General features: G+C 47.2%; 25 protein-coding genes. 14 read left to right on the plus strand and 11 right to left on the minus strand.

What is annotated here, in order from left to right; genetic code table 11:
* The first annotated feature begins 75 nt into the window (after positions 1-75).
* Positions 76-1,734, plus strand: a complete 1,659-nt coding sequence (locus FE296_RS01215) for a glycerol-3-phosphate dehydrogenase/oxidase (protein WP_411860552.1) — start codon at positions 76-78, stop codon at positions 1,732-1,734.
* A 68-nt stretch (positions 1,735-1,802) separates the two neighbouring features.
* The gene (locus FE296_RS01220) at positions 1,803-2,807 is read left to right on the plus strand and encodes a Gfo/Idh/MocA family protein (RefSeq protein WP_124116667.1); all 1,005 of its coding nucleotides are present in this window, start codon (positions 1,803-1,805) and stop codon (positions 2,805-2,807) included.
* 104 nt (positions 2,808-2,911) lie between these two features.
* On the opposite strand, the gene FE296_RS01225 is transcribed toward FE296_RS01220, so the two are convergent.
* A complete protein-coding gene (locus FE296_RS01225; protein WP_026081419.1) occupies positions 2,912-3,211 on the minus strand; it encodes a winged helix-turn-helix transcriptional regulator in 300 nt (99 codons plus the stop codon).
* A 424-nt stretch (positions 3,212-3,635) separates the two neighbouring features.
* Between FE296_RS01225 and FE296_RS01230 the strand changes: the two genes are divergently transcribed.
* Positions 3,636-4,016, plus strand: coding sequence for a DoxX family protein (locus FE296_RS01230; RefSeq protein ID WP_091035924.1), 381 nt, complete (start codon positions 3,636-3,638; stop codon positions 4,014-4,016).
* Between the two features lie 125 nt (positions 4,017-4,141).
* Here FE296_RS01230 and FE296_RS01235 read toward each other — a convergent pair whose 3' ends face one another.
* From FE296_RS01235 to FE296_RS01255, 5 genes are all read right to left on the minus strand, one after another.
* Positions 4,142-4,981 carry a DNA alkylation repair protein gene (locus tag FE296_RS01235; protein ID WP_150364070.1) on the minus strand — a complete coding sequence of 280 codons (840 nt, stop codon included), beginning with the start codon at positions 4,979-4,981 and terminating at the stop codon, positions 4,142-4,144.
* 77 nt (positions 4,982-5,058) lie between these two features.
* On the minus strand, positions 5,059-5,754 hold the full coding sequence (locus FE296_RS01240; protein ID WP_124116665.1) for a Crp/Fnr family transcriptional regulator: 696 nt from the start codon (positions 5,752-5,754) through the stop codon (positions 5,059-5,061).
* Between the two features lie 126 nt (positions 5,755-5,880).
* The gene (locus FE296_RS01245) at positions 5,881-6,399 is read right to left on the minus strand and encodes an AbrB/MazE/SpoVT family DNA-binding domain-containing protein (protein ID WP_047840820.1); all 519 of its coding nucleotides are present in this window, start codon (positions 6,397-6,399) and stop codon (positions 5,881-5,883) included.
* 106 nt (positions 6,400-6,505) lie between these two features.
* Entirely contained in the window at positions 6,506-7,186 is a 681-nt protein-coding gene (locus tag FE296_RS01250; RefSeq protein WP_124116664.1) for an LrgB family protein, read from the minus strand.
* Positions 7,183-7,554, minus strand: a complete 372-nt coding sequence (locus FE296_RS01255) for a CidA/LrgA family protein (RefSeq protein ID WP_017691758.1) — start codon at positions 7,552-7,554, stop codon at positions 7,183-7,185. The genes FE296_RS01250 and FE296_RS01255 overlap by 4 nt, the downstream gene beginning before the upstream one ends.
* A gap of 155 nt (positions 7,555-7,709) precedes the next feature.
* On the opposite strand from FE296_RS01255, the gene cidR reads away from it, so the two are divergent.
* From cidR to FE296_RS01280, 5 genes are all read left to right on the plus strand, one after another.
* Positions 7,710-8,594, plus strand: a complete 885-nt coding sequence (gene cidR, locus FE296_RS01260; protein ID WP_124116663.1) for a cidABC operon transcriptional activator CidR — start codon at positions 7,710-7,712, stop codon at positions 8,592-8,594.
* 111 nt (positions 8,595-8,705) lie between these two features.
* Positions 8,706-9,563, plus strand: a complete 858-nt coding sequence (locus FE296_RS01265) for a carbon-nitrogen hydrolase family protein (RefSeq protein ID WP_124116662.1) — start codon at positions 8,706-8,708, stop codon at positions 9,561-9,563.
* Positions 9,564-9,637: 74 nt separating this feature from the next.
* Complete coding sequence (locus tag FE296_RS01270; protein WP_150364071.1) at positions 9,638-10,324, plus strand: GNAT family N-acetyltransferase; 687 nt, start codon at positions 9,638-9,640, stop codon at positions 10,322-10,324.
* A gap of 35 nt (positions 10,325-10,359) precedes the next feature.
* On the plus strand, positions 10,360-11,031 hold the full coding sequence (locus tag FE296_RS01275) for a GNAT family N-acetyltransferase (RefSeq protein ID WP_150364072.1): 672 nt from the start codon (positions 10,360-10,362) through the stop codon (positions 11,029-11,031).
* 158 nt (positions 11,032-11,189) lie between these two features.
* On the plus strand, positions 11,190-11,741 hold the full coding sequence (locus tag FE296_RS01280) for a hypothetical protein (RefSeq protein ID WP_150364073.1): 552 nt from the start codon (positions 11,190-11,192) through the stop codon (positions 11,739-11,741).
* A 95-nt stretch (positions 11,742-11,836) separates the two neighbouring features.
* Here FE296_RS01280 and FE296_RS01285 read toward each other — a convergent pair whose 3' ends face one another.
* The 4 genes from FE296_RS01285 to FE296_RS01300 all read right to left on the minus strand — a co-directional run bounded on the left by FE296_RS01285 (position 11,837) and on the right by FE296_RS01300 (position 15,094).
* A complete protein-coding gene (locus tag FE296_RS01285; protein ID WP_223868732.1) occupies positions 11,837-13,819 on the minus strand; it encodes an LTA synthase family protein in 1,983 nt (660 codons plus the stop codon).
* Between the two features lie 170 nt (positions 13,820-13,989).
* Positions 13,990-14,487 (minus strand): antibiotic biosynthesis monooxygenase family protein, encoded by a 498-nt coding sequence (locus FE296_RS33890; RefSeq protein ID WP_150364074.1) that lies wholly within the window; start codon positions 14,485-14,487, stop codon positions 13,990-13,992.
* A gap of 90 nt (positions 14,488-14,577) precedes the next feature.
* Complete coding sequence (locus tag FE296_RS01295; protein WP_150364075.1) at positions 14,578-14,892, minus strand: hypothetical protein; 315 nt, start codon at positions 14,890-14,892, stop codon at positions 14,578-14,580.
* On the minus strand, positions 14,882-15,094 hold the full coding sequence (locus tag FE296_RS01300; protein ID WP_036612923.1) for a helix-turn-helix transcriptional regulator: 213 nt from the start codon (positions 15,092-15,094) through the stop codon (positions 14,882-14,884). The genes FE296_RS01295 and FE296_RS01300 overlap by 11 nt, the downstream gene beginning before the upstream one ends.
* Positions 15,095-15,263: 169 nt before the next feature.
* Here FE296_RS01300 and FE296_RS01305 point away from each other — a divergent pair, with 169 nt between their 5' ends.
* The 3 genes from FE296_RS01305 to FE296_RS01315 all read left to right on the plus strand — a co-directional run bounded on the left by FE296_RS01305 (position 15,264) and on the right by FE296_RS01315 (position 20,433).
* Positions 15,264-17,576, plus strand: coding sequence for an ATP-dependent DNA helicase (locus FE296_RS01305; RefSeq protein WP_150364076.1), 2,313 nt, complete (start codon positions 15,264-15,266; stop codon positions 17,574-17,576).
* 203 nt (positions 17,577-17,779) lie between these two features.
* Positions 17,780-19,261, plus strand: coding sequence for an alpha-amylase (locus FE296_RS01310; RefSeq protein ID WP_150364077.1), 1,482 nt, complete (start codon positions 17,780-17,782; stop codon positions 19,259-19,261).
* Positions 19,262-19,800: 539 nt separating this feature from the next.
* Positions 19,801-20,433 (plus strand): hypothetical protein, encoded by a 633-nt coding sequence (locus tag FE296_RS01315; RefSeq protein ID WP_150364078.1) that lies wholly within the window; start codon positions 19,801-19,803, stop codon positions 20,431-20,433.
* A gap of 73 nt (positions 20,434-20,506) precedes the next feature.
* Here FE296_RS01315 and FE296_RS01320 read toward each other — a convergent pair whose 3' ends face one another.
* A complete protein-coding gene (locus tag FE296_RS01320) occupies positions 20,507-21,250 on the minus strand; it encodes an MBL fold metallo-hydrolase (protein WP_150364079.1) in 744 nt (247 codons plus the stop codon).
* A gap of 204 nt (positions 21,251-21,454) precedes the next feature.
* Between FE296_RS01320 and uxaC the strand changes: the two genes are divergently transcribed.
* The 3 genes from uxaC to FE296_RS01335 form a co-directional block, all read left to right on the plus strand.
* Positions 21,455-22,897, plus strand: coding sequence for a glucuronate isomerase (gene uxaC, locus FE296_RS01325; RefSeq protein ID WP_150364080.1), 1,443 nt, complete (start codon positions 21,455-21,457; stop codon positions 22,895-22,897).
* A 402-nt stretch (positions 22,898-23,299) separates the two neighbouring features.
* Entirely contained in the window at positions 23,300-23,842 is a 543-nt protein-coding gene (locus FE296_RS01330; RefSeq protein ID WP_074092645.1) for a MarR family winged helix-turn-helix transcriptional regulator, read from the plus strand.
* On the plus strand, positions 23,839-24,462 hold a 624-nt coding region (locus FE296_RS01335; RefSeq protein WP_150364081.1), incomplete at its 3' end, for an ABC transporter permease. The genes FE296_RS01330 and FE296_RS01335, both read left to right, overlap by 4 nt.

The raw sequence follows: 24,462 nt of genomic DNA on the forward strand, positions 1-24,462 counted from the left end.
ATTGCTGAGCGAATGACGTGGTCCTTTTTTTGTTTTTTTACGGAAAAATCGAGAAAATCAATAGGAGGTTCAAGAATGACAGAAACGTTCTCGTCAGCACACCGGACCGAATATTTGCAAAGCATGGCGAATGCACATTTTGACGTATTAATTATTGGTGGTGGGATTACAGGCGCAGGGATTGCATTGGACGCGGCTTCCCGTGGATTGAAGACAGCGCTTGTAGAAATGCAGGATTTTGCAGCAGGTACATCCAGTCGTTCGACCAAGCTTGTCCATGGCGGATTACGTTATTTGAAGCAATATGAAGTGAAGATGGTTGCTGAGGTAGGACGGGAGCGGGCTGTAGTTTATGAAAATGGGCCACATGTGACCACACCGGAACCGATGTTGTTACCGATCTATACGGCTGGCACGTTCGGCCGCTTCAGCACATCCATTGGACTGATGGTGTATGATCGGCTCGCCGGGGTGAAGCGCAGTGAACGGCGCCAAATGTTGAATGCTGGAGCGGTGTCAGACAGTGAGCCTTTATTACGCAAACAGGGGTTGTTAGGTGGTGGACTCTATGTGGAGTACCGGACTGATGATGCCAGGCTCACCATAGAAGTTATGAAAGAAGCTGTCAAACGTGGGGCACAGGCAGTGAACTACGTTAAGGCGAAAGGTTTCCTGAAGGAGAATGGCAAGATTACAGGTATTGAAGCCATGGATCAGATCGATGGGCAGATATATACACTAAAAGCAAGCAAGGTGATTAACGCTTCCGGTCCATGGGTGGACGGTCTGCGGGAATTGGATGGTTCGCGCCAGGGGAAAACGCTGCAGATGACCAAAGGCATTCATTTGGTCTTTGATGGTGGACGATTCCCATTAAGACAGGCCGTCTATTTTGATACACCAGATGGTCGAATGGTATTTGCTGTCCCACGTGATGGCAAAACCTATGTAGGAACAACCGACACTGTATATCAGGATGATCCTGCACACCCGCAAATTTCCGACTCAGATCGCGATTATGTGATTGATGCAGTTAATGGCATGTTTCCAGATGTACACATTGGTACCGAGGACGTGGAATCCGGATGGGCGGGTGTACGTCCACTAATTCATGAGGAAGGCAAGAATCCTTCCGAAATTTCACGTAAAGATGAAGTCTGGGTTTCCGATTCCAATCTGATTACGATTGCCGGGGGCAAGTTAACCGGATACCGTAAAATGGCCGAGATGGTCGTTGATCTGGTCGCACGCCAGATGCAGCAGGAGAGTGGGCATTCCATAGGCCCTTGTGTAACGAAGAAGATGCCCATCTCCGGCGGTGATGTAGGGGGATCGGCTGGATTTGTATCGTATGCGGAGCGCAAGATCAAGGATGGTGTTGCCTTGGGACTTGCTCGACCTGCTGCGGAGCGGCTGGTCCGCACGTATGGTTCCAACGTGGAGGCACTATATGAGCGAATGCCCGATCCACGCACCAAGTCCGAGCTTCATGGCATGCCACAGGAGCTATTGCTGATGCTACACTACGCGATTGATGAAGAGATGGCTGCAACCCCATCTGACTTTTTGGTACGAAGAACAGGTGATTTATTCTTCCGTATTGATGAAGTTCGTCGCTATAAAGCAGCAGTTATCTCGTATATGGCAGTTCGTTTGGACTGGTCGGAAGAGGAAGTGGTTAAACATACACAGGAACTGGATCAGCTGCTGCTGGAAGCATCCGGCAAAATCTGAGGCAGGATTTCAAGATCGAGAGTCGAATGGAACATGTAAGCGTGTAACATAGAGAGGGGATTACATCCATGACATTACAGATCGGAATCATTGGAACAGGCTGGTTCAGTAAGGTACACGCGGATATTCTCGCACGGATGGAAGGTGTTCGTGTTGCGGGTGTCTGTGGAACATCGCTCGAAAAGGCTGAGGCTATGGCCTCCGTTTATGATGCAGTTGGTTACGGGGAACTTGAACATATGCTGGATGGTGAGAAGCTGGATGCGGTGTATATCTGTGTGCCTCCGATGTCTCACGGGTCGATTGAGTCCGAATTGATTCGCCGTGGCATTCCATTCCTGGTGGAGAAACCTTTGAGCACCGGAATGGATGTTCCGCGTCAGGTGTTGGATCAGGTGCAGAAGAGCGGATTGTTAACCTCTGTCGGATACCATTTCCGTTATCAGGAGGCCGCGCAGGTCCTGCAGCAATCGATGAAAGAACAGACGGTCGGTATGGCTCTTGGTCGCTGGATGGGCGGAATGCCAGGGGTCGCCTGGTGGCGGCGTCAGGACGGTTCAGGAGGACAATTCGTAGAACAGACTACACATATTGTAGACTTGCTTCGGTATTGTGCAGGAGAAGTTACGGAGGTATATGCTGTAGCAGCTCAGCGAAGCATGCATGAGAAGCATGAGCATGTCACCGTTGCCGATGTGGCGAATGTGACGCTCAAGCTGGAAAGTGGAGCGATTGCCAGTATCGCCAATACATGTCTGTTGCCAGATGGTGAGGGCGGCGCAGGACTCCAGTTCTACACGGATGCAGGCGTGTGGGATTGGACGCCAGAACGTTTGCTTCTGCCAAGTGCGGCAAAACATGCGATGGCAGGTTTGGAGATTCCGGCAGGACATAATCCATACGAGCGTGAGAATGAAGCGTTCATTCATGCTCTGCGTACGGGAGACCGTTCACGAATTCTGTCCGACTATGCGGATGCCTGCCGTACACAGGAGATTACAACGGCGGCCTTGGCATCGGCAGATTCCGGTCTGCCTGTACAGCTTCAGCCTTCAAAACATCTCTCTCATTAAAAGGTTGAAGGTAATATAAATACGCCTGAATCAGGGAATGATCCGCAGATCAGCCCGATTCAGGCGTATTTGTGTTGAGTAGAGATTATTGAACAGCAATTCAACTACTCAGATTTCTGCTGTTTCAACCAGTCAGATGACCAACTGTAGATCTGATCAATGACAGGTTCAATGGCTCTGCCTTTAGGTGTTAATTCATACTCTACACGGGGAGGTATCTCGGGAAACATGTGTCGGGTTACGATACCTTCCGTCTCCATTTCCTTTAATCGCTCCGATAAAAGTCGTCCACTGATCGCCATCTCTGCTTCAAGCTCCGTAAACCGCTTGGGTCCGGACAACAGTTGATACATGATTAACAGTACCCACTTCTTGCCTATGATGTCTATGGCTTGAGTGATCATACAGGGACTTGGTGATTTTACTTTTTTCAGCTTCAACGTGTTCACCTCGATTCATGATTATTTTCTTCGCAGGTTGTATATGAAAGGACATGGTTTCTGCCGCTTTAAGAATATAGGACATCCAAGTAAATGAGGGTTACTACAAAATATACTGTAACATACCTTTTGTATGTATTATACATCATACAGCGAAAAATTACTTGAAGAAATTATATTATTATTATATACTAACTTCACAAAAGTAAGTTGGTGATAAATAATACGTATAATATGAACGCGTACTATTCTGAAAATTAAACTCGGCTGAACGGTTGAAAACAGAGTGACCTTTGGGAACTTTTACATAGATTCTTTTTTTTACAATGGGCAGCAAAATAATCATTACATAGTAGGAACATATAATTTGTTACAGGAGGATCTACATATGAACAAAATTTTGGGTTATATTTTTCTAGTTATTCTTGCAGGTGTGTTTGTCATGACAGGGTTTAACAAGATTAGTGGGGCAGACATGATGATTCAGACATTCGAAAGTTTCTCTTATCCGACATGGACGATGTATTTGCTCGGGGCTGCGGAGTTGCTTAGTGCAGTAGGATTGCTGATTCCACGTACTCGCATCCTGGCTTCTGGCATACTGACCTTTATTCTGATTGGGGCCGTGGGAAGTCATCTGATCTATGCACAATACGCTGCTGTTCCGTTCCCGGCTGTGTTGTTGGTAGCTAACATCATTGTTCTGGTGGTAGGCATGCGCAGATTGGAAGCGGAAGAAGAAGGCCAGATGGACGCGATTCAGGCGTAAGTTAAAGATAAGAGGGAACGTTATGGGGCTATTTACCGAGGAAAAGGTATTCCTTTCAAAAGGAATGTAAACGCGGATGCCTATGCAGAAGATGATCACTGCCAGTAAGCGGTGATCATCTTTTTTTATGTGAGACTTCGCGTGGCACGTGTAACGATTCGCCGCGTATGTTGGGTATTCGACTGCTGAGTCCAAGTGGCACAGACCTGCCGCACCCACTCTGGATTGGTCTTGCTGGCGTCGTTCAGCCAGTTACTTACCGAATCCTGCACATACTTATGGGCATCGGATTTCACCGCGTCAAGCAAGGGAAGAGCCATAGCCGGATTTTCTTTTAACTCCTGAATATGCTTGGCCCAGACGCCTCGAGGTCTGATTGATTCTATGGCAAATCGACGGATCAGTGGATCAGGGTCAACGCTCCATGGGATTAACTGCTGCAGGGCTAAGGATAATTCGGCAGAGATGGACTCCCGTACAGCCATCCAGGCGATTTCTCTTACACCAAAGTGATGATCTGCTCCAAAGGGCCGAATATGCTCCAACTTTTCAGTCAGGTTCAGACCGGAATTCAGCCCAATGATATAAGCCGCCCAGCAGCGAACACTGTCTGAACGATGCTCGGCAATGGAACGAAAGAGATTCATGCGTTCATTGACGGGTAGACGATTCAACAGATTAAGCCATTGCATACCAATGGCCGGAATGATTTTCATAATCCGCTGCCCATTCAACTGTTTGAACTGCTCCATAATTTCTATCGTTTCAGCATCCATTCCCCATTCATGGGTAACCTTCTGAAAAAGAGAAACATGATCTATAGCCAGCCATTCGGTCAGATTGACTGATTCGATATGTCCTGCTTGCAGCCAATTGCGGATATGCTCAGGGATTTCCGTTGCTCTACGGGCACCTTTGCGAAGAAAAACGTCTTCAGGGATAAATAGATCTGGCTTAGCATTCAACAGTATATTCCTCCTTAGCTGTATAGCATCATGCGTTATACAATACAACTTGCTGGAGAACAGGGATGTAAGGCATCTTACAAGTGGGCAGTGATTTTCCGAAGGGTAGCGATTTCGTCACGATGAAGGGAGACTGATTTGAATCCGGTACGAATACGACCTGCTTTTGCCAAGTCTTGCATGACAATCGTAACCGATTCCCGTGTGGCCCCCGCCATCCAGGCAATCTCCTGATGGGTAAGTGCGAGTTGAATCTTGCAGAACTCATCTTCTTCGATCCATCCCATCTGTTCAGCCAGGCGGAAGAGATTATGTAGCACCTTTTCATGCAGGTTTCCGAGTGCGAGCGTCTGTGTCAACTCACTCATTTGCTTGATCCGCTCGCTTAGTACGTTCATCAGTCTCATCATAAATTGTGGATGTTCAATCAGAAACTGTTCAAAACGTTGTTTGTTCATCAGGCAAATATCACACGCCTCCATCGTTTCGATATAGACGGCACGTGTTCCCAATGAAATTCCGTTCATTTCTCCAAACACGTTACCTTCCGTCAAAATATCGAGAGTGAACTGCTTGCCCTCTGGGTTTAATGTATATAAACGAACCTTTCCCCGTTTTACAAAATAGAAACCTTCTGTAAACGTATCCGGTGTCTGGATCTGTCTGTTTTTGGGTATGGTCGTGATAGAGGTCATCCCATCCATTTCAATCAGGTCGGCCTCGGATAAAGAGGACATGAGGTCGAATTGTGATAAATACAGAATTTTATCCATAGAACTCCTTTCCATTACAATATGAATATAAAAAAAAGAAGAACCCACGAAAAACAACGGGTTCTCTTGCAGCGGGACTTCCTGATCGGAAGGTCTTCTGACTATAAATGATCGAATGCCATTTGATTATAGTAACTTTTTTAATTGAGAGACGCGTCCTTGGCTGATGCCAAGCTTTTCCGCAATTTGCTGTTGAGCCAAACCGGGATTCTGTTCAACAATTTCTTTCATCTGTTGCAGCATGCGTGCCGTCTTCGGCCGCAGATCCGGGTATTCTTGGTTGTCAGCTGTGGTCCCTTCTTCCCTAGCGGGAGATGAGACTGGGGCGGATTTGGAAGCAGGACGCTCCACGGGTGCAGGAGCCTGTTTGTTCTGAGGTACGAACCAGTCGGGAGAGTCATCCGGGTGTTTTAATTGAATTGCACAAGTCCGGCAGATGAATTGTTCTTTGAAATACATTTCCGTATCTACATCACCGCAAAAAATACATAATGTTGATTTGTACTTTCTTAAAATCAACTCTTTCCCTTCAATGAAAAACTCAAGCGGATCGCCGATATGGATTTCCATCGTATCCCGCATTTCTTTGGGAAGGACAATTCGTCCAAGACGGTCCAGAGATCTCTTCATTCCGGTTCTTTTCATCGCATCTCCCCCGCAATATTCACAATTAAAAACCTGTCCTTATTGTAAGGAAGAAAGGGCTTTAATACAACAATAATATTTCAAAAAAGTGGGATAATGCCATCTATTATGGAAAAATAAGTTTGGAAAGGACGGGTGCAACGGCTAAAGTGAACAATGCAGCGAGCACCATGGAGATGCTGGAGATGGTACCGGTCAGGGAACTCAGTTCAAACGCCTTGGATGTCCCTGTGCCATGGGCACCGGTTCCAAACAGTGTGCCTCGTGCAATCTCCCCATCGATGCGCAGCATCTTGACGATAGATGGGCCCATAATCACTCCGAGCAGACCAGTCATAATAACGAAAACAGCTGTCACTGCGGGTATGCCACCGATTGTGGCGGATACGTTCATGGCAATTGGGGTGGTAATCGATCTTGGGATCAGACTATGAATGAGACCGGAATCCAGGCGCAACCATTTGGCGAGCAGGGCAGAAGAAAGTACGGCAACGACCGAGCCGGTCATGACACTGAAGACAATCTCGGAAATATGTTTTTTGAGTACATGGAAAAAGGTGTAGAGCGGTACGGCAAAAGCCACGGTGGCCGGTTGGAGAAGCAGACTCAGCCATTTGCCACCACTACTATACGTGGTATAATCCGTTCCGGTTGCAAGCAATATGCCAACGACAAGCAGCGGCGTAATGAGCAGTGGAGACAGATATACTTTTGGCAGATTACGATACATTCGTTTGGCGACCCCATAGATACCAACGGTTAACAGCAGGCAGAGAAATCCAATCATCCGGTGTGACGCTCCTTTCGTTTGGCAATTCGTGTAGCAACCAGGCCAGTACAGGACATGACCAGAAATGTACTAAGCAGTACGATGAATAAAATCTGAAGTCCGTCATGCTCCAACATGGGCATGTAGTTCATAATGCCAACGGCTGACGGGATAAAAAATAGTAGTAGTTCACCGAGCAGCCAGGCAGCTCCAACTTCAATCCAGCGCAGCTTCACGACACGAGTCTGAAGCAGAATGAATAACACGACCATACCGAGTATCGAACCTGGTACAGGAAGATGGAGAGTACGGGCCAACAGGTCCATGAGCAGTGAAAAAACCATTAAGAGCGCAACCTGTGCAATACCGAGGCCCCACTTTTTCACTTCAATCCCTCCTTATATAATCAACGTAATCATTTGAGTTATTATGAAAATGTTTCGCTTGATATCACAAATTTTACATGGCATTCTTTCATGAGTAAAATGCATATTAAGAATGTTTACTATTCCATTTATCTATGAGAGGTGGGGATCAACCGATGGATATCCGCCATTTGCAATATTTTCTGGAAGTTGCCCGGCAGCAGAGCTTCACAAAAGCCGCCGAAGTTCTGTATATCACTCAGCCCACGATCAGCAAGACGGTAAAGAGTCTTGAAGAGGAATTGGGTATCACGTTATTAGACCGTTATGGGAAGAAAGTTGAACTAACCGATGCAGGTCATGTGTTTTTTCGGCAGGCACTGGAGATTGAAAAATCGTTCCGCAGTCTGTCGTCCGAATTGGATGACCTGATGAATTTGAAGAAAGGCCATCTGCGGATCGGCTTGCCGCCGATGGTAGGATCAAGCTTTTTCCCCATGATCATTGGTGAATTTCACAAAGCCTACCCCCAGGTGACCATTCAGCTATTTGAGGATGGTGCCAAAAAAGTGGAGGCCGATGTGATCAGTGGTGCACTGGATATTGGCGTTGCTGTACTGCCAACCGTGGATGAGTTGTTGGATCATTTTGTGTTTGTGAAAGAGAAGCTGAACCTGCTTGTGCACCCTTCACATCCACTTGCCGGGAAAGAGTCGGTTGCGCTACATGAACTGGAAAACGACGCCTTTGTGCTGTTCCGGGAAGATTTTGCATTGCATGACCGGATTATTGTGGCCTGTCAGCATGCCGGGTTCCAACCCCGGGTGGTATATGAGAGCTCTCAGTGGGATCTGCTCAGCGCGATGGTTGCCGCCAATCTGGGTGTAGCCTTACTGCCGGAGACGATCTGTCGTGAGGTGGATCATATGCGTGTACGCATCATACCCGTGGTGGAACCGGTGATTCCATGGCAGCTCGGTATGATCTGGCGGAAGGATCGCTATCTTTCATTTGCCACGAGAGAGTGGATTGCATTCACACAGTCGATGCTGGGTGAGTAAGGGAGTGATGGGAAGGTTATTCTGTCATTGTAGTGCCCAGAGTAAATACTCTTTTGTTGACCCCGGATCGTTGTTACAATGGAAGCATAATCATGATGGAGGTGTACGAACATGAAACTGCGGGTATCCGCTGTACAATACCAATTGCACACAATCAGCTCGTTTGAGCAGTTCGCCGCTCAGGCTGAGCATTACATACGGACAGCGAGTGAATACGGAACCGAATTTGTGCTGTTCCCGGAATTTTTCACAACGCAATTAATGTCCATTGGGGACAAACAAGGCAATGCACTGACGATTGAGGATCTGCCAGACTTTACGGAACAATATGAACAACTGTTCACGTCACTTGCTGCCAAGTATGGCATGCATGTCATCGGGGGAACCCACGTCATTCGCCGTGAAGGGAAGCTGTATAATACAGCCCACATGTTCTACCCGGATGGTCGCATCGCTCGCCAGGACAAGATTCACATTACACCAACCGAAGTCCAGGAATGGAATATGGCTCCCGGAGATGGACTTGAGGTGTTCGACACCGATAAAGGCCGCATTGCCATGCTGACCTGCTACGATATTGAGTTCCCGGAAATCGTGCGCATGGCCAAAGCCAAAGGCGCTGATGTGATTTTCTGTCCTTCCTGTACGGACGATCGTCATGGATTCTACCGTGTGCGTTATACAAGTCATGCCCGCGCGGTGGAGAATCAGGTGTATGTTGTGTTAACCGGAACAGTGGGTAACTTGCCAACCGTTGATTTCATGCGGGCCAACTACGGACAGGCTGCAATGATTACGCCGAATGATATTCCATTCCCGCCACGTGGCATTCTGGCCGAGGGTGAGATTAACAACGATATGATCGTGACCGCCGATCTGGATCTGGACTTGTTGTATGAGGTGCGCGAACGTGGATCGGTAACGACCTGGCGTGACCGCCGTACCGATCTGTATACCGATTGGGAGTAGGCAACTACGTTTAAAACCGAAGCAAAACAGAGTTTTGAAGTTCATTTGTCAGTGGAAAGGGGTGAACCGGCAACATGTATACGAAAGAAATGCTGATCACCGACCCGGAGCGAAGTGGCAAAAGGGTAAAGGCAGTCGTTCGCAATTATGTTGCAGCCGACTTTGAGGAACTCATTCGCATTCAGGCGGAGAGTTTCCCTCCTCCTTATCCGGAAGAGCTGCTCTGGAGTCACGAGCAGCTCACCAGTCATGTGCAGCATTACCCGGAGGGTGCCATCTGTATTGAAGTGGGTGGAGAATTGGCTGGCTCAATGACCTCGCTGCGGATGCAGTGGGACCCCGCACATCCAGCAAGTCATACTTGGGCCGAAGTAACGGATGACGGCTATATTCGTAACCACCAGCCAGATAGCAACACGCTGTATATTGTCGATCTCTGTGTTCGTCCAAAGTACCGCAAATGGGGACTGGCTCAGCTTATGATGCAGGCGATGTACCACCTTGTCATCGCTCAGGGGATGGATCGGTTACTAGGTGCTGGTAGAATGCCCGGTTATCATCTGGTTGCAGACCAACTGTCTGCGCAGGAATATCTGGATCAGGTAGCAGCGGGAGAGAGGCGTGACCCGGTGATATCGTTCCTGCTTCGCTGTGGCCGCATGCCTGTTGGCGTGACCGCAGACTATCTGGACGATGAGGAATCCTGCAACTATGCTGCCTTGATGGAGTGGCGGAATCCGTTCAAAATAAAAAAATATTAAATGAAATACATCATCAATCAAGGGGGTATTTATCCATGGAATTTACGCGTATTACATCCATTAAAGATCCATTGTTTGCCCAAATGCACAAGCTAATGCAGGAAATTTTCCCGCGGGAGGAAGTGCTGGACTTCCCCCTGTGGGAAGAACCGCTGGAAGATCCGGGTATTCGGGTGTTCGTGGCTGTACATGAAGGACAAGTCGTTGGAGCGACGGAGTACCGTTATTACGAGGACTGGAACGTAGCCATGACGGACTTTACGATTATTGGGCGCGAAGGACTGGGGATCGGCAGTTTCCTGGCGAATCACCGCAAGTTTGATCTGCAAAAGCTGGCTGCAGCAAACGGGAAAGAATTGTTCGGTATGTTTGCCGAAATCTATAACCCTTATCTGAGTCAGGATCACGAGTTTGGCGGTATCAAGCCAATGGATCCTTATGTGCGTCGCGAAGTGCTGTCCCATCTGGGATATCAGCGTCTGGACTTCCCATATGTTCATCCATCCTGGCAAGGGGATGGTGAAGCGGTTGGTGGATTGGACCTGTGCTTTATGCCTGATGATGAGTCGCTTGGTGAACTGCCAGCCAGTCTGGTGGCTGATTTCCTGAATCGATATTATGCAGTGCTTCCTAACAAACCACAGGAATGGCTTGCCATGGTAGAACAATTGACTGCTCGCAAGTCGGTTGCGCTACTGCCGTTGTAAACATATGAAAGACCCGCGCCTGGACTAACAGGGTTCGGGTCTTTTTTGTTTATTTTTCAGAATAAACAAGATAGTATTTTCTTTTGTATGGGATATGTTACCATAAATATGGAAGATATGTGTTTCTATTATTCACTTTTTATTAAGGAGGGGATTAGATGAGAAAAAGCAGAATCTTATTGATATGGATGCTCGCTTTATTTTTAACAGCCTGCAGTTCGAGTGACGATGCTTCACTACCAGATGTACAGGAGAGGGAACGCGAGGATGCCATAAATACCGAACAAATGCGGAAGGAAAATGAACTGCTGAAGGAGCAGGTACGGAACAACCAGAAGGAAAAAGATGCAAAAGAGCAGGAAAATGTAGAAAGTTTAAGAGAAACACTGAACATAACGTTTAAACTGATGGCGGCGATGCAATCCAATAACTATACATATCTTGAATCGGTGTCTTCTCCGAACATAGAAATATCGCAGCAGAACAATATCATTATTTCGAAACTGGAACAGGGGGATTACGAAGTACCTTTTCTGCAAAACGTTAGCCTGAATAATTTGGAGTACCGTGGATTTAATCCTCTGGATTCAGATCGTGTCATTTTACATATGGCTACAGTATGGTCTGATGGAAACAGTGCATTGGATTTCTATTTTATTCGTTCCGAGAAAGGAAATTGGCTCTTTGATGGTCTGCTCACGAATGGATAGGCCACTAGTCTGGTTCCGTAATATAAATAGCGACCGTTCTCTCTATGATAAAGAGGAAGGTCGCCGCATGGATGAGTTCTAGTGAAAAGATTTAATTATTGTGTAGTCTTTCGGTCCGGTAGCTGGCTCAAATAACTGTTGGACAAGTGTGCAAGATCCAATGCTCGATCATATTGATCCTTCGTTATAAACCGTGAAGAAGACAGCCCACTGTTATTGGGTGTGGCTATAGTTGGAGATTCCTCTTCTCCCGAAATCTGCGGTGTCTCGTCTGACGGAACACCTGTCCGTTGTTGCCCAGCATCCTGTCTTCCCGCATCAGCTAGGGAATAATGCGTCCCATCCCCGTATCCTTTCGCCGGAATGAAGAGAGAAGCATCGTTTAGCACCGAACCGGAAGGAAGGTAATAGCGTTCGGGTAAGAGATTTCCACCTTCGTGTAACAAATCCTGTCCGAAGTGTAATTGGTCCTTCAGCGATACTCCGGTAAGTCCCGCAATCGTTGGCAGAATATCCACCTGGCCTCCGATCTGTTCCAGTTGTATACCCGGGGTAACGCCCGGGGCCGAGATAATGAGTGGGATATTAATCATATCTGCTGATGTGTATTCCCGACCATACAACTCTTTCATAAGGACTTTGTCATCCCGATCCAGTGAGTAGATGGGAAGCCCCAGGTGATCCCCGTACAAGACGAACACACTATTTTCCCATAATCCCCGTTCTTTCAATCCAGCAATCAACTGTCCAACTGCCTCATCCGCATAATGCTGTGATATCAGATAATCACCGGGCAACGTATCCTTGTAACGTTCTGGCAGCGTCAGCTTTACCTTGTTTTTAGGCAAAGTGTACGGGTGGTGGGCTGACATAGAAATGATATGGGCATAGAAGGGATTGCCCGAAGACTGCATGGATTCCAGCTTATCCAGTGTTTTGGAATACAGTACTTCATCCGAGGCCGAAAAGGCGATAGAGTCCTGTGTGCCGAAATAATCAATATCATAATACTGGTCGAATCCTAGTGCCTTGTATAACTGATCCCGATTCCAGAAACGAACATCATTTGTATGGAATGTGGCTGTCTGATATCCGTTTGCTGACATCAACTTGGGTAGACTCGGCAGAGCTTTATCCGCATATACAGTTGTTGCTGCCCCGTTCGGTGGGGTGTAGAACGATGTGTTCACAACAAATTCTGCATCCGATGTATTTCCCTGTCCCACTTGCTGATAGAAGTTCGGAAAATACAGGCTCTTTCTAGCCAATTGATTCAGGTTGGGCGTGATCTCCTGTCCATCTACCTCTAATCCAATCAGAAAGTTCTGAAACGATTCCAACTGGAGCATAATCACATTGCGTCCGCTCGCGGCACCCTTCTCCAAAATTGCAGAAAGTTCGGTCGTTTGCTTCAGTTGGTCGATGTCAGTCTGATCAATCTGAGCAATGGGCACAGGTTTATCAGGTCGATCCAGGATGGTATACGCCTCGTAACCGAGGATGCCCATCTGTTCTGCTTGTGTAAGCTCACTCATGCTGGCCCGATTGGGATAGATGTTAAGCATGCACAGGATCAGGGACAGGGTAAGAATGACCGAAGCAACACGTCTTCTGGCACGTCGTTCAAGTGGAATACGGTTTGGGCGTTCTGTACTCCCGAGCTTGATCCGACGACGAGTGAGTACCCCCCCAATGATCAGAACGTCTGCAAAAATAAACAAATAATAGGGGTCAAGTAAAGAGAACATACTGCTCTTGACCGAGGTCACCTGATTCACCTGTGCCAGCGCGTGATAGCTAACGATTACGCCATAGTATTTGTAGTACATGATGGCTGCAAAGAAAATCCCTGAAAGCAGCAGATCCACGGCAAGGTACATCCACATCCGTCGCTTGGCAGCAAACCACTCAATTAGACAGAAGCTGATCCAGATGAGCGGCAATTCGGTCAGCAGTGGTTTCCAGACAGGGATGTCATCGAAGATAACAATCCAGGCAAGTGAGCTTTTGATCATCATAATAATGGTAAAGAATATAAAAGGTCCGCTTAGAAATCGGGTGAGTGAACTGCGTGACAAGGTACCGCCTTCCCTTCCGAAGTTTCATTTAACAAGTATTATCCTATCTCAGCATGGCTGTGTCAAAAATGAGAGCTTTCTATAATTGACGGCAAAAAACCTCTTCCATGCAGGAAGAGGTTTGAAAAAACATGGGTTACCGCGATAAAAGCCAGATGCGATCCATTCCGTTATTCTATCGTGTACGTTGTAACGTAAGAAGGTCTGGGGAACATGGTAGGCTTCTGTGCAGTCAGCCCTTCGCTTGTACTGCGGTTACGGTGAGCGTGACTATAAGCTTGGGATTCCTGCCAGCCTTTGAAATATTCCTCCGACTGCCAGAGTGTAAGTACCACATATGTGTCATCCTTTAGAGGACGAAGCACACGAATACCGACAAAGCCAGGCTCGTCTTCTACCTTGCGGGCACGGTTCTTAAACCGTTCTTCGAAATCGTTACGACCATCCTCTGTGACAGGGATATTATTCAAAACAGCAAAACCTCCGCCAGTCCACGAGCCTGCGGCATCGAAAGCTTCATATGCGGCTATTTTATCATCGGACTCGATATTCATCAGGCGTTCTGCGGATTCAATAGCCAGACGCACATGCTCTTCGCTTCGCAAAGTCAGATGCGGGTATGCAGCAAGTGCATCCGGAATCGGAGAAGGAACCAAATAGATATACATAGAAGCTGCCTCCTTATATAACTTATATACCTCAACATAGCATATGGGATTGTGCGAGTCCAATCGGTTCACATGTATCGGACAGGTGGGCTAATTCCGAGCTGAGTAGTATAGGTTTGCCGCAATAGAAGATAAACAATGAATGACAAACACTGCAGTAATAATGAAAAAGGAAAGCGATATCCCGTCTAGCATAACTACGAGGATCCAAGCCAGAACAAGACTGATGGTTGTTGCATTCCAGGAGAAGGCCTTTGCTCTCGTGATACAATAGAGGTATCGCTCATCCAGTCCGTTGTGCTTTTTTGCAATCAACCTTGTGAAAAAAATAATGAGTATTGCAAATAACAAACCAGCTACAATTCCACCGATCCCGATCATCCGATTCAGTAATTCAGAACTCAATATTCTCATCTCCTTCAAAAATAAATAATTCCTCGATCTGACAGCCAAATAATTGGGCAAGCTTGTGAGCAAGCACAAGAGAAGGTTTGTACTTTCCGGATTCCAACGATATGATGGTCTGCCTGGAGACCTTAAGCCGTTGAGACAGTTCTTCCTGTGTGATGTGCATATGTATTCGTTTGTCTCTGATTAGATTTTGCAAGTATATCCTCCCATAAGTAAAGTTCGCTTTACGTAAAGTTAACTTTACTTATGCGATGATGTGATGTCAACCTCTCTTTATAATATTTTCCACTTCTTCGAGGTGGTGCTGTGTCCAAAAGCATATTTCATGATAAAGTATAATCACTACAAACAGAACGGGTGATCGTATGACAACAACAATTCGGATATCGGTTAGACCTTTGGTGGAGTATGTGTACCGGAGTGGCAGCATACGTCCAGGGTTCCGGACCAATGCCTCGATGCAAGAGGGGACTCGAATTCACCAGCGGGTACAGAAGGAGTACACGGAAGAGGATTTAAAAGAGATTGTGCTCGAAGCTGAGATTCAACATGGGGATCTGACCTATGTGGTGGAGGGGCGATGTGACGGGCTAATTCGTCTGGACGGTCAGTTGACAGTGGATGAGATCAAATCAACTGCGGGCAATCTGGATGATCTGGGAGAAGGACTTCCCGTGCACTGGGCGCAGGCCATGATGTATGCCTATATGTACGCCGTTCAGCAAGATGAACCACGTATGCAAGTGCAGTTGACGTATGTGCATTCGGTAACCCATGAAGAAAGACGGTTTCGCCGAATGGCAGAACGGCAGGAACTGGAGCAGTTTGCGGCAGAAGTGATTGCCGGTTATGCGCCATATGCAGAGATGATCGCTGCATATGAAGAAGAGCGTGATATCAGTGTGCGAGAGTTGCCGTTTCCTTTTCGCAAATACCGGGAGGGGCAGCGGAAGTTGGCTGGAGCCGTGTACAAGACGATCCGTGAAGGTCAGGGATTGATGGCCAAAGCACCAACAGGCATTGGTAAAACCATGTCCGTGCTGTTCCCCACGGTCAAAGCGATTGGCGAAGGCGAAGCGAGCCGATTGTTCTATCTGACCGCGAGGACGACGACACGGGTGGCGGCAGAAGAAGCTTTTGCCCGGATGCAATCGGAAGGATTGAAGATGCATGTGATCAGTCTGACCGCGAAGGACAAGATTTGTTTTAAGGAAGAGGAAGCTTGTGATACGGGGCAGTGCGGCATGTGTGAAGGGTATTATGACCGTATTAACGGGGCCGTGCTGGACATGCTGGAACATGAGACGTTGATGACACGTCCGGTCATCGAGCAGTATGCGCGCAAACATCGGGTGTGTCCGTTTGAGTTTTCATTGGATGCGGCGTATGCAGCTGATGCGGTGATCTGCGATTATAACTATATTTTCGATCCGAGGATCTCTCTGAAAAGAATGTTGGAGGAGCAGAAACGTAAGACGGTGCTACTGGTGGACGAGGCTCACAATTTGGTCGATCGTGGCCGAATGATGTTTTCCGCTGAGCTGGAGAAGGCAGTATTTCTGGATGTGAAAAGAGAGTTCCAGTCGCTGGACAGCAGTGTGCCTGCTGCCAAAGCCATTGTTGACTACACCGGGGCCATTGATAAGTATCTGATTACCCTTCGGAAAAACGGTGGAGAAGAAGGGAAGATCATTCAGCAGGAAGCGCCGGAGGAACTGATTGAACGACTGGAGCCTTTTGTCATGGTCGCGGAGCAATGCCTTGTTGAAGGTGGTTCAGGGAATGCCGAGACGGATCAACTGCTGTTGGATGCCTACTTCACGGCACAGAATTTCCTGCGCATTGCCAAGCTGTATGATGAACGTTTTATTACGTATGCAGAGTGTGTTCGAAGTGAAGTGAGAGTGAAGTTATTTTGTCTCGATCCTTCGGTACTGCTTCGTCAGACGGCCAAAGGATTCCGCTCCCTCATTCATTTTTCGGCTACCTTGTCACCTCTTCGCTATTATCGGGATATGCTGGGTGCAGAGGAAGAGGATTATACATTGCAGATTCCATCTCCATTTCAGCGCGAACAATTGGATGTGAGACTCCTGCCCTTATCCGTGCGTTATAAGGATCGGGAGCAATCCCGGCGACCCATTGCGGAGATGCTGCAACAGCTGGTAAGTGAGTGGCCGCGCAGTAATCTGATGGTCTTCTTCCCTTCCTACCCTTATATGCGAGAGATCTATGAAACCTATGCACAGCTTCCAAGTGAAGCGGATACGGTTATACAAAAGCAAGGCATGAACGAACTGGAACGGGAGCAGTTTCTGGATGGATTTCAGCCGAATCCTGAACGAACACGCTTGGTTTTTGCCGTCATGGGTGGCGTATTCTCGGAGGGGGTCGATCTGCCGGGAGACCGTTTGAATGGCGTTGTTGTGGTAGGTGCGGGGCTGCCGCAGATTGGTCTGGAGAACAACGTATTACGTGATTACTATGATCGGACAGGACGCAACGGATTCAATTACGCCTATATTTTCCCGGGTATGAACAAGGTGCTGCAGGCGGGTGGACGGCTGATTCGGACGGAGGAAGACAGGGGTGTGCTGGTGCTGGTCGACGATCGTTTTATCCAGGAACCGTATCGTTCCCTGTTGCCCGAGGAGTGGCGGGACTATAAACGAATTTGAATATGATGCATCTCCACAGCAATTTCAATGGAATCAGGCAAATGCTGAACCAAGAAGTTTAACATTTTTCTCAGATTTCTTTCCTTTATATGATTGAAGGGTAGGGTGAAAGGGTTATAACTTGGTTAGCAACGAACGAACAACGGCGATTACCCTATCCGTTCCGCGGTCCGCTTCGAAAGCAATCAAGGAGGTCGGTTATAATGAAGAGAAATCATACCATGATGCAGTTTTTTGAATGGCACCTGGCTGCAGACGGAGATCATTGGAAGCGACTGGCTGAAATGGCCCCGGAACTGAAAGCCAAAGGCATTGACTCGGTATGGGTACCACCCGTAACCAAGGCAGTGTCAGCAGAAGATACAGGTTATGGGGTATATGATCTGTACGATCTGGGCGAATTTGATCAAAAGGGTACCGTACGGACCAAATATGGCACCAAGCAGGAACTGGTGGAGGCCATTGCTGAGTGTCAGAAGAACGGCATTGCCGTCTATGTGGATCTGGTTATGAATCACAAGGCCGGAGCAGATGAGACGGAAGTGTTCAAAGTGATCGAGGTTGATCCCAATGATCGAACGAAGGAAATTTCCGAGCCGTTCGAAATTGAGGGCTGGACCAAATTCACATTTCCGGGTCGCGAAGATCAATACTCCTCCTTTAAGTGGAGCTCTGAACATTTCAACGGTACAGACTTTGACGCCAAGGGAGAACGAACAGGTGTTTTCCGCATCGCAGGAGAGAATAAAAAATGGAATGAGAATGTCGATGATGAGTTTGGCAACTATGACTATCTGATGTTCGCCAATATAGATTATAATCACCCGGATGTTCGGCGCGAGATGATTGATTGGGGAAAATGGCTGATCGATACCCTCCAGTGTGGTGGGTTCCGGCTGGATGCGATTAAGCATATCAACCACGAATTCATCAAGGAGTTCGCAGCAGAGATGATCCGCAAACGCGGTCAGGATTTCTACATCGTAGGTGAGTTCTGGAATTCGAACCTGGATGCATGTCGTGAATTCCTTGATACGGTAGACTATCAGATCGACCTGTTTGACGTGTCTCTTCACTACAAGTTGCATGAGGCTTCGCTTGCAGGCAGAGACTTTGATCTCTCCAAAATTTTTGATGATACCTTGGTGCAGACACATCCTACCCATGCGGTAACTTTTGTAGATAATCATGACTCCCAACCTCATGAGGCGTTAGAATCATGGATTGGAGACTGGTTTAAGCCGAGCGCTTATGCGTTGACACTATTACGTCGGGATGGTTATCCGGTTGTATTTTACGGGGATTATTATGGCATTGGTGGTCCTGAGCCTGTAGATGGCAAAAAAGAAATTCTGGACATTCTGTTGTCTGCCCGTTGCAACAAGGCATATGGAGAGCAGGAAGATTACTTCGATCACGCAAATACGATTGGCTGGGTACGTCGTGGCGTAGAGGAAATCGAAGGTTCCGGTTGTGCAGTGGTCATCTCCAACGGGGATGACGGTGAGAAGAGAATGTTCATCGGCGAGCATCGTGCTGGTGAAGTCTGGGTGGATCTGACGAAGAGCTGTGAGGATCAGATTACCATTGAGAAAGACGGCTGGGCCACCTTCCATGTGTGCGGTGGGGGCGTGTCGGTATGGGCTCTTCCCGAACAGAATGAGGACTGCGCTGACGCTGAGTAACGGCATGTGCCAGGCAGGATAAGAAAAGGTATACCGATTGATATGAAAACAGTATATAGATTGATCGTTAAACCATCTGAACAGGAGAGCGAGTATACCTGTGTCCAGGTGGTTTTTTTGCATTTTTCTAGGTACAACTAAAACTCCATCCTAACGAACCGAGGGCACCTTATTTGCACTGAATTAGCGTTATTGGAATTCTAACGAATCTCAGTAACCTTATTACTCTCAAAAACGATTGAAATAGCGCCAATTGGAGCAATATCAGCAGATTAACGTGTTTGAGATTCGTTAGAATACTGGTAACTCGGATTTCAGCCGAATAAGGCCTCTCAGATTCGTTAGCTTAACGTGGGTTAAGTGTGGCCGCCATAGGCAAACGAATCACTGCTATAAGTTATAAATGAAATGAGAAGAAACAGTTCGGTTCCACATCTTAATATATGGTATAATAATCCAAATATGGAGTTTAGGGAATAAAATGAGAGAACGTAATAAGCGATATTTTCTACAGAGGATTGGAGAAGAGGAGGCATGACATGAGTCCCAAAAGAGAGATGAACCGTTTCTTCCCGTTAGTCATGTGTCTATTTTTAATAGCCGTGTGTATGGGGGCTTGCAGTTTAGGACCAAACCAGGGGCCAGCGGGCGAACCGAAACGGACCGATGAGTATACGTTGAATTCGGAGCGAAGAGATTTAAATGAGCGGGTTACGAAGAGACCTGAATCCTTCCAGAAGGATACGCCTGATGATTATACTTTGACTGCAACGGTGGATGTGAGTCATGAATCCGGAGGGGATCGGATTTCTTATGAGATTTTGGTGAATGAGGCTCGGGTGCCCATGGTTAATATCATTCAGTCCTTCACCCTCGATCCCAACATGATAAATCGAATAGATGCCGGAGAGTTATTTCATTCCAATGTGAGCAATACACACGAGATTAGTTTAGAGTCTGACAAGGAACCGCTTGGATTGAGTTTGAGCAGAAGTTATGTCTTGAAGCCAAGGGCGGAGATCGACAGCAATATCCTCCAGCGTTATGCAGATATGTATATCAAAATTTCCTATGGCCCAAATGATCAGCGAACGGAAGATTATTTTTACATCCAAGCCCATCCGTCTCTGAGAACGATTGAGTATATGAAATCATGGGAGAAAGAAAAATAGAAAAAAGCAGCGCATACCGGTTCCGTATGAGGAATTTCAGTAGACGCTGCCTGTTTATTGGACCTCCGTTTACCTACTCCAACTTAAATGATTCCAATGTACCAACCATCCGTAGATCATGCGCGCGGTTGAACTGTTCCCGTTTGTCCGCATCCGCGTACTCATCATGATAATGCATCAGTACGGTTTTCTGTCTCACTTCCGCGGGTAACTGCTCCAGATCCATCAACGAGGTATGGGATTTGATCACCAGATCATGCATATGACATTCATGGAAAATCAGCTGCACATCAGCGGCAACTTGCTCCACCCGTTCCTGGTCGAGTGTACTGTCTGCACTGTAATAGAAGTAAGGCTTGGCGAGAAGCCCATTGCTGACCATACCGGGAACATGTTGGGTCCGAAACGTCTCAAACGTCACGCCGCCCAGTTCGAATGTGCCTCCATCTGGCAGGGGAACGACATCGTAGTAATCGCTCATGGTACGTTCACCATCCGTTGTGTAGCGCATGCCGGGAGATAGAATGTTCCAGAGCGGATCTACCAATTGTTCGTGGATGAACAGACGGGGTTTGCGGTCGCCTACGATCTGTGCGTAATAACCCAGCATCTGTACACCATTAATATGATCTTCATGCAAATGGGTAATGAACACATTGTGGATATCGGTCATAGCGAATCCATATTCCTTGAGTGCTTTAGCATTTGACTCTGGGAAATCAATGACCAGATGCGTGTCTCCGAATTCAGCCAGCATACTATTGTGGTGCTGCTCCACGCTGAACATATCTCCTGTGCCCAGAAAAGTAATTTTCAATTCATTTCATCTCCTTGTGTAATCTTCAGATCAGCAACCTTGCGTTAAATCCAGTATACCTTGTTCCCGAATATATGCCTAAATCAACCTTTTTTTGATAACGCTATCATTTTATATTGAACTTTGATGATAAACAGTGTAGCGTAAAGATGGGAAGTGAACCCATATGAACGTAAACTCACCTAAAGGGAGCGTGCGAGGCGAATGAAATCTTTTCTGGATGAACAATTTTTGCTGCACAATGAAACGGCGATCAAGTTATATGAGGATTATGCCAAAGACATGCCGATTATTGATTATCATTGCCACCTCAGTCCTCAGGAGATCTACGAGAACAAAACCTTTGGCAATCTTACAGAGGCTTGGTTATACGGTGATCACTATAAGTGGCGGCTCATGCGCGCAAACGGAATTGAAGAGCAATATGTGACCGGCGGCGAGGGAGTGACCGATTACGATCGTTTCCTGGCTTACGCCAAAACGGTCCCTATGATGATTGGTAATCCGCTGTACGCCTGGTCTCACTTGGAATTACAGCGATATTTCGGCGTCTACGAAGTACTGAATGAGACAAGCGCACCAACCATCTGGGAAAAAGTAAATGCCAAACTGAACAGTGACGGATTCGGTGCACGTGATCTGATTACCAAATCCAATGTCACTGTTGTGTGCACAACCGATGATCCAACGGATTCTCTGGAGTATCATCTGAAGATTCAGGAAATCGAAGGCTTTGACACGGCGGTATTACCTTCTTTCCGCCCGGATAAAGGCTTGGAATTGAACCGGGATACCTTCGTGGAATGGGTGGGCAAGCTGTCGCAGGCATCCGGCACCGCCATTTCAGATTATGAATCCTTCCTTACTGCGCTGGAGTCCCGGGTGGAATTTTTCCATTCCGTCGGTGGCAGAGTCTCTGACCATGCACTCGATTATGTTCCTTACGGCGTGGCTACACGGGAAGAGGCGGGTGCCATCTTTGCCAAGGCACTTGCGGGTCAGAAGGTAACTCGTGAGGAAGAGGACAAATACAAGACAGTGACGCTGACGTTCCTTGGCAAGCTGTATGCAGATCGGGGCTGGGTGATGCAGTTCCACATTAATGCAGCCCGTAACAACAATACGCGGATGTTTGCGAAGCTTGGGCCGGATACCGGTTACGATGCCGTGAATGATACACCGCTGTCGTCAGCGATGATTGGATTACTTGATGCGTTGGATGAGCAGCAAGCACTGCCCAAAACGATTCTGTATTCCCTGAATCCAAGGGACAACGAAGTGCTCGCGGCGATCATCGGCAGCTTCCAGGGCGGGGGCATTCCGGGCAAAATCCAGCTTGGTGCAGCCTGGTGGTTCAATGATACGAAGGACGGCATGCTTGCTCAGATGAAAGCCCTTGCGAATGTTGGTCTGCTCAGCCGTTTTGTTGGTATGCTGACCGATTCACGCAGCTTCCTGTCCTACACCCGGCATGAGTATTTCCGTCGTCTGGTCTGCAACCTCATCGGTGAATGGGCCGAGCAAGGGGAGGCACCGCAGGATCTGGAGCTGCTTGGTCAGATCGTACAGGGCATCGCCTACAACAATGCAAAAGAATATTTCCCGTTTGCCTCAGTGCTTAAAACAGTCTCTGCTTCACAGTCCTGATGAATAACAAGCGTATCTAATCATGCAAGTTATGCAATTTAGGAGATTCTCTAGTTTCTAATTTTCGATCGTAATAAAAATGCTCTCATTTCTTAATCCCGGGCCATCATCCACCGGAGTAAGGAATGGGAGCTTCTTTGTAAGTTGAATTCATGGAATTGCACATAATAAGTATAGCGGGCTCCAATGAATGCCAAATGACAAAACCCATAGTCAAGCGCGTGTATGCTCTTGATTATGGGTTTATATTGGTTATTTATAGATGTTTGACAATGGCTTCTTGTGATAATATACTTAGTACACCTAATTAATTGTGCATCTATTTAATTGTACTACTATTTAATAGATGTCCTATGATGTTGGATGTCTATGGAATGATAAAGAAAGAAGGAGGGACCCATTATGACTGGTATAGATCCGGTCGCTCAGAAGCTTTTGTACTCCATTATGCAGTTTAATAAAGGCAAATGGAGGCAACATAAACCTCATGGGCGCAATCACAATGAAATTATGGTGCTGGGTTGTTTGCTCCACGGGATGCATCCGGGAGAACAATTGAACTGGCAGGACAATCCGCCTGATTTCAATGACACGATCGAATCCAATCATCCCGGGATGAAAGTCTCGGAAATCAGCGCATTGCTACGAGTGAAGTCACCGACCATTACACCTGTTATTCGTGGCCTTGAAGATGAGGGGCTGGTCAAACGGACGATGGACCCGGAGGATCGCCGTGCTGTCCGCATCACGATTACTGAAGCAGGTCGTGAAATTATTCGGGCTGCTCACCAAGAGCGTATGGAAATATTCAATAAGTTAGTTGAGCATTTGGGTGAGCAAGACAGTACTCAGCTGGCTGAGTTGTTGACAAAGGTATACACCTTTTTTGATACATTAACTTCCTTGCAAAAGGATGATTCGACAAGAGGAGATGATACGCCATGATGAAACTGTTTAGCATGCTGAAACCATACCGAATTCCGATTATTTTCATTCTGGTTTTGGTACTGTTTCAGTCGCTTGCTGAATTGTACCTGCCTACGTTAATGGCAGATATTGTGAATGACGGCATCATTAAAGGGGATATCCCGTATATCTGGCAGATTGGTGGATGGATGTTGGTCATCGCGATTGGCGGAACAGCGTGTTCGGTGATTGCCAGTTATCTCTCATCTCGAACAGCGGGTGGATTTGCCAAACAACTGCGGAGCAGAGTATTTCGCCATGTGGAGAACTTCTCTCTCCAGGAGTTCGATAAGATGGGTACTGCTTCACTGATTACGCGTACGACGAATGACATCACGCAGGTACAGAATGTACTTACAATGATGCTGCGAATGATGATTATGGCTCCGCTCATGTGTATCGGGGGTATCTTCATGGCGGTATCTCAGGACGCCAAATTGTCTACGATTTTCCTGGTCGTGCTTCCGGTACTGGGTGGAGCTATTGCGCTGATTGGTGCCAAGGGTTTACCTTTGTTCAAAACCATTCAGAAAAAGCTGGACCGGCTCAACCTGGTGCTGCGTGAGCAGTTAACAGGGATTCGGGTTGTTCGTTCATTC

Source organism: Paenibacillus sp. UASWS1643, from assembly GCF_008693195.1.
Taxonomy (GTDB): domain Bacteria; phylum Bacillota; class Bacilli; order Paenibacillales; family Paenibacillaceae; genus Paenibacillus; species Paenibacillus amylolyticus_B.

What these genes read in the sequence shown, in the direction of transcription:
- FE296_RS01215 (WP_411860552.1), top strand. Translation starts at nt 76, where the DNA reads ATGACAGAAACGTTCTCGTCAGCACACCGGACCGAATATTTGCAAAGC.
- FE296_RS01220 (WP_124116667.1), top strand. Translation starts at nt 1,803, where the DNA reads ATGACATTACAGATCGGAATCATTGGAACAGGCTGGTTCAGTAAGGTA.
- FE296_RS01225 (WP_026081419.1), bottom strand. Translation starts at nt 3,211, where the DNA reads ATGATCACTCAAGCCATAGACATCATAGGCAAGAAGTGGGTACTGTTA.
- FE296_RS01230 (WP_091035924.1), top strand. Translation starts at nt 3,636, where the DNA reads ATGAACAAAATTTTGGGTTATATTTTTCTAGTTATTCTTGCAGGTGTG.
- FE296_RS01240 (WP_124116665.1), bottom strand. Translation starts at nt 5,754, where the DNA reads ATGGATAAAATTCTGTATTTATCACAATTCGACCTCATGTCCTCTTTA.
- FE296_RS01245 (WP_047840820.1), bottom strand. Translation starts at nt 6,399, where the DNA reads ATGAAAAGAACCGGAATGAAGAGATCTCTGGACCGTCTTGGACGAATT.
- FE296_RS01250 (WP_124116664.1), bottom strand. Translation starts at nt 7,186, where the DNA reads ATGATTGGATTTCTCTGCCTGCTGTTAACCGTTGGTATCTATGGGGTC.
- cidR (WP_124116663.1), top strand. Translation starts at nt 7,710, where the DNA reads ATGGATATCCGCCATTTGCAATATTTTCTGGAAGTTGCCCGGCAGCAG.
- FE296_RS01265 (WP_124116662.1), top strand. Translation starts at nt 8,706, where the DNA reads ATGAAACTGCGGGTATCCGCTGTACAATACCAATTGCACACAATCAGC.
- FE296_RS01270 (WP_150364071.1), top strand. Translation starts at nt 9,638, where the DNA reads ATGTATACGAAAGAAATGCTGATCACCGACCCGGAGCGAAGTGGCAAA.
- FE296_RS01275 (WP_150364072.1), top strand. Translation starts at nt 10,360, where the DNA reads ATGGAATTTACGCGTATTACATCCATTAAAGATCCATTGTTTGCCCAA.
- FE296_RS01280 (WP_150364073.1), top strand. Translation starts at nt 11,190, where the DNA reads ATGAGAAAAAGCAGAATCTTATTGATATGGATGCTCGCTTTATTTTTA.
- FE296_RS33890 (WP_150364074.1), bottom strand. Translation starts at nt 14,487, where the DNA reads ATGTATATCTATTTGGTTCCTTCTCCGATTCCGGATGCACTTGCTGCA.
- FE296_RS01305 (WP_150364076.1), top strand. Translation starts at nt 15,264, where the DNA reads ATGACAACAACAATTCGGATATCGGTTAGACCTTTGGTGGAGTATGTG.
- FE296_RS01310 (WP_150364077.1), top strand. Translation starts at nt 17,780, where the DNA reads ATGAAGAGAAATCATACCATGATGCAGTTTTTTGAATGGCACCTGGCT.
- FE296_RS01315 (WP_150364078.1), top strand. Translation starts at nt 19,801, where the DNA reads ATGAGTCCCAAAAGAGAGATGAACCGTTTCTTCCCGTTAGTCATGTGT.
- uxaC (WP_150364080.1), top strand. Translation starts at nt 21,455, where the DNA reads ATGAAATCTTTTCTGGATGAACAATTTTTGCTGCACAATGAAACGGCG.
- FE296_RS01330 (WP_074092645.1), top strand. Translation starts at nt 23,300, where the DNA reads ATGACTGGTATAGATCCGGTCGCTCAGAAGCTTTTGTACTCCATTATG.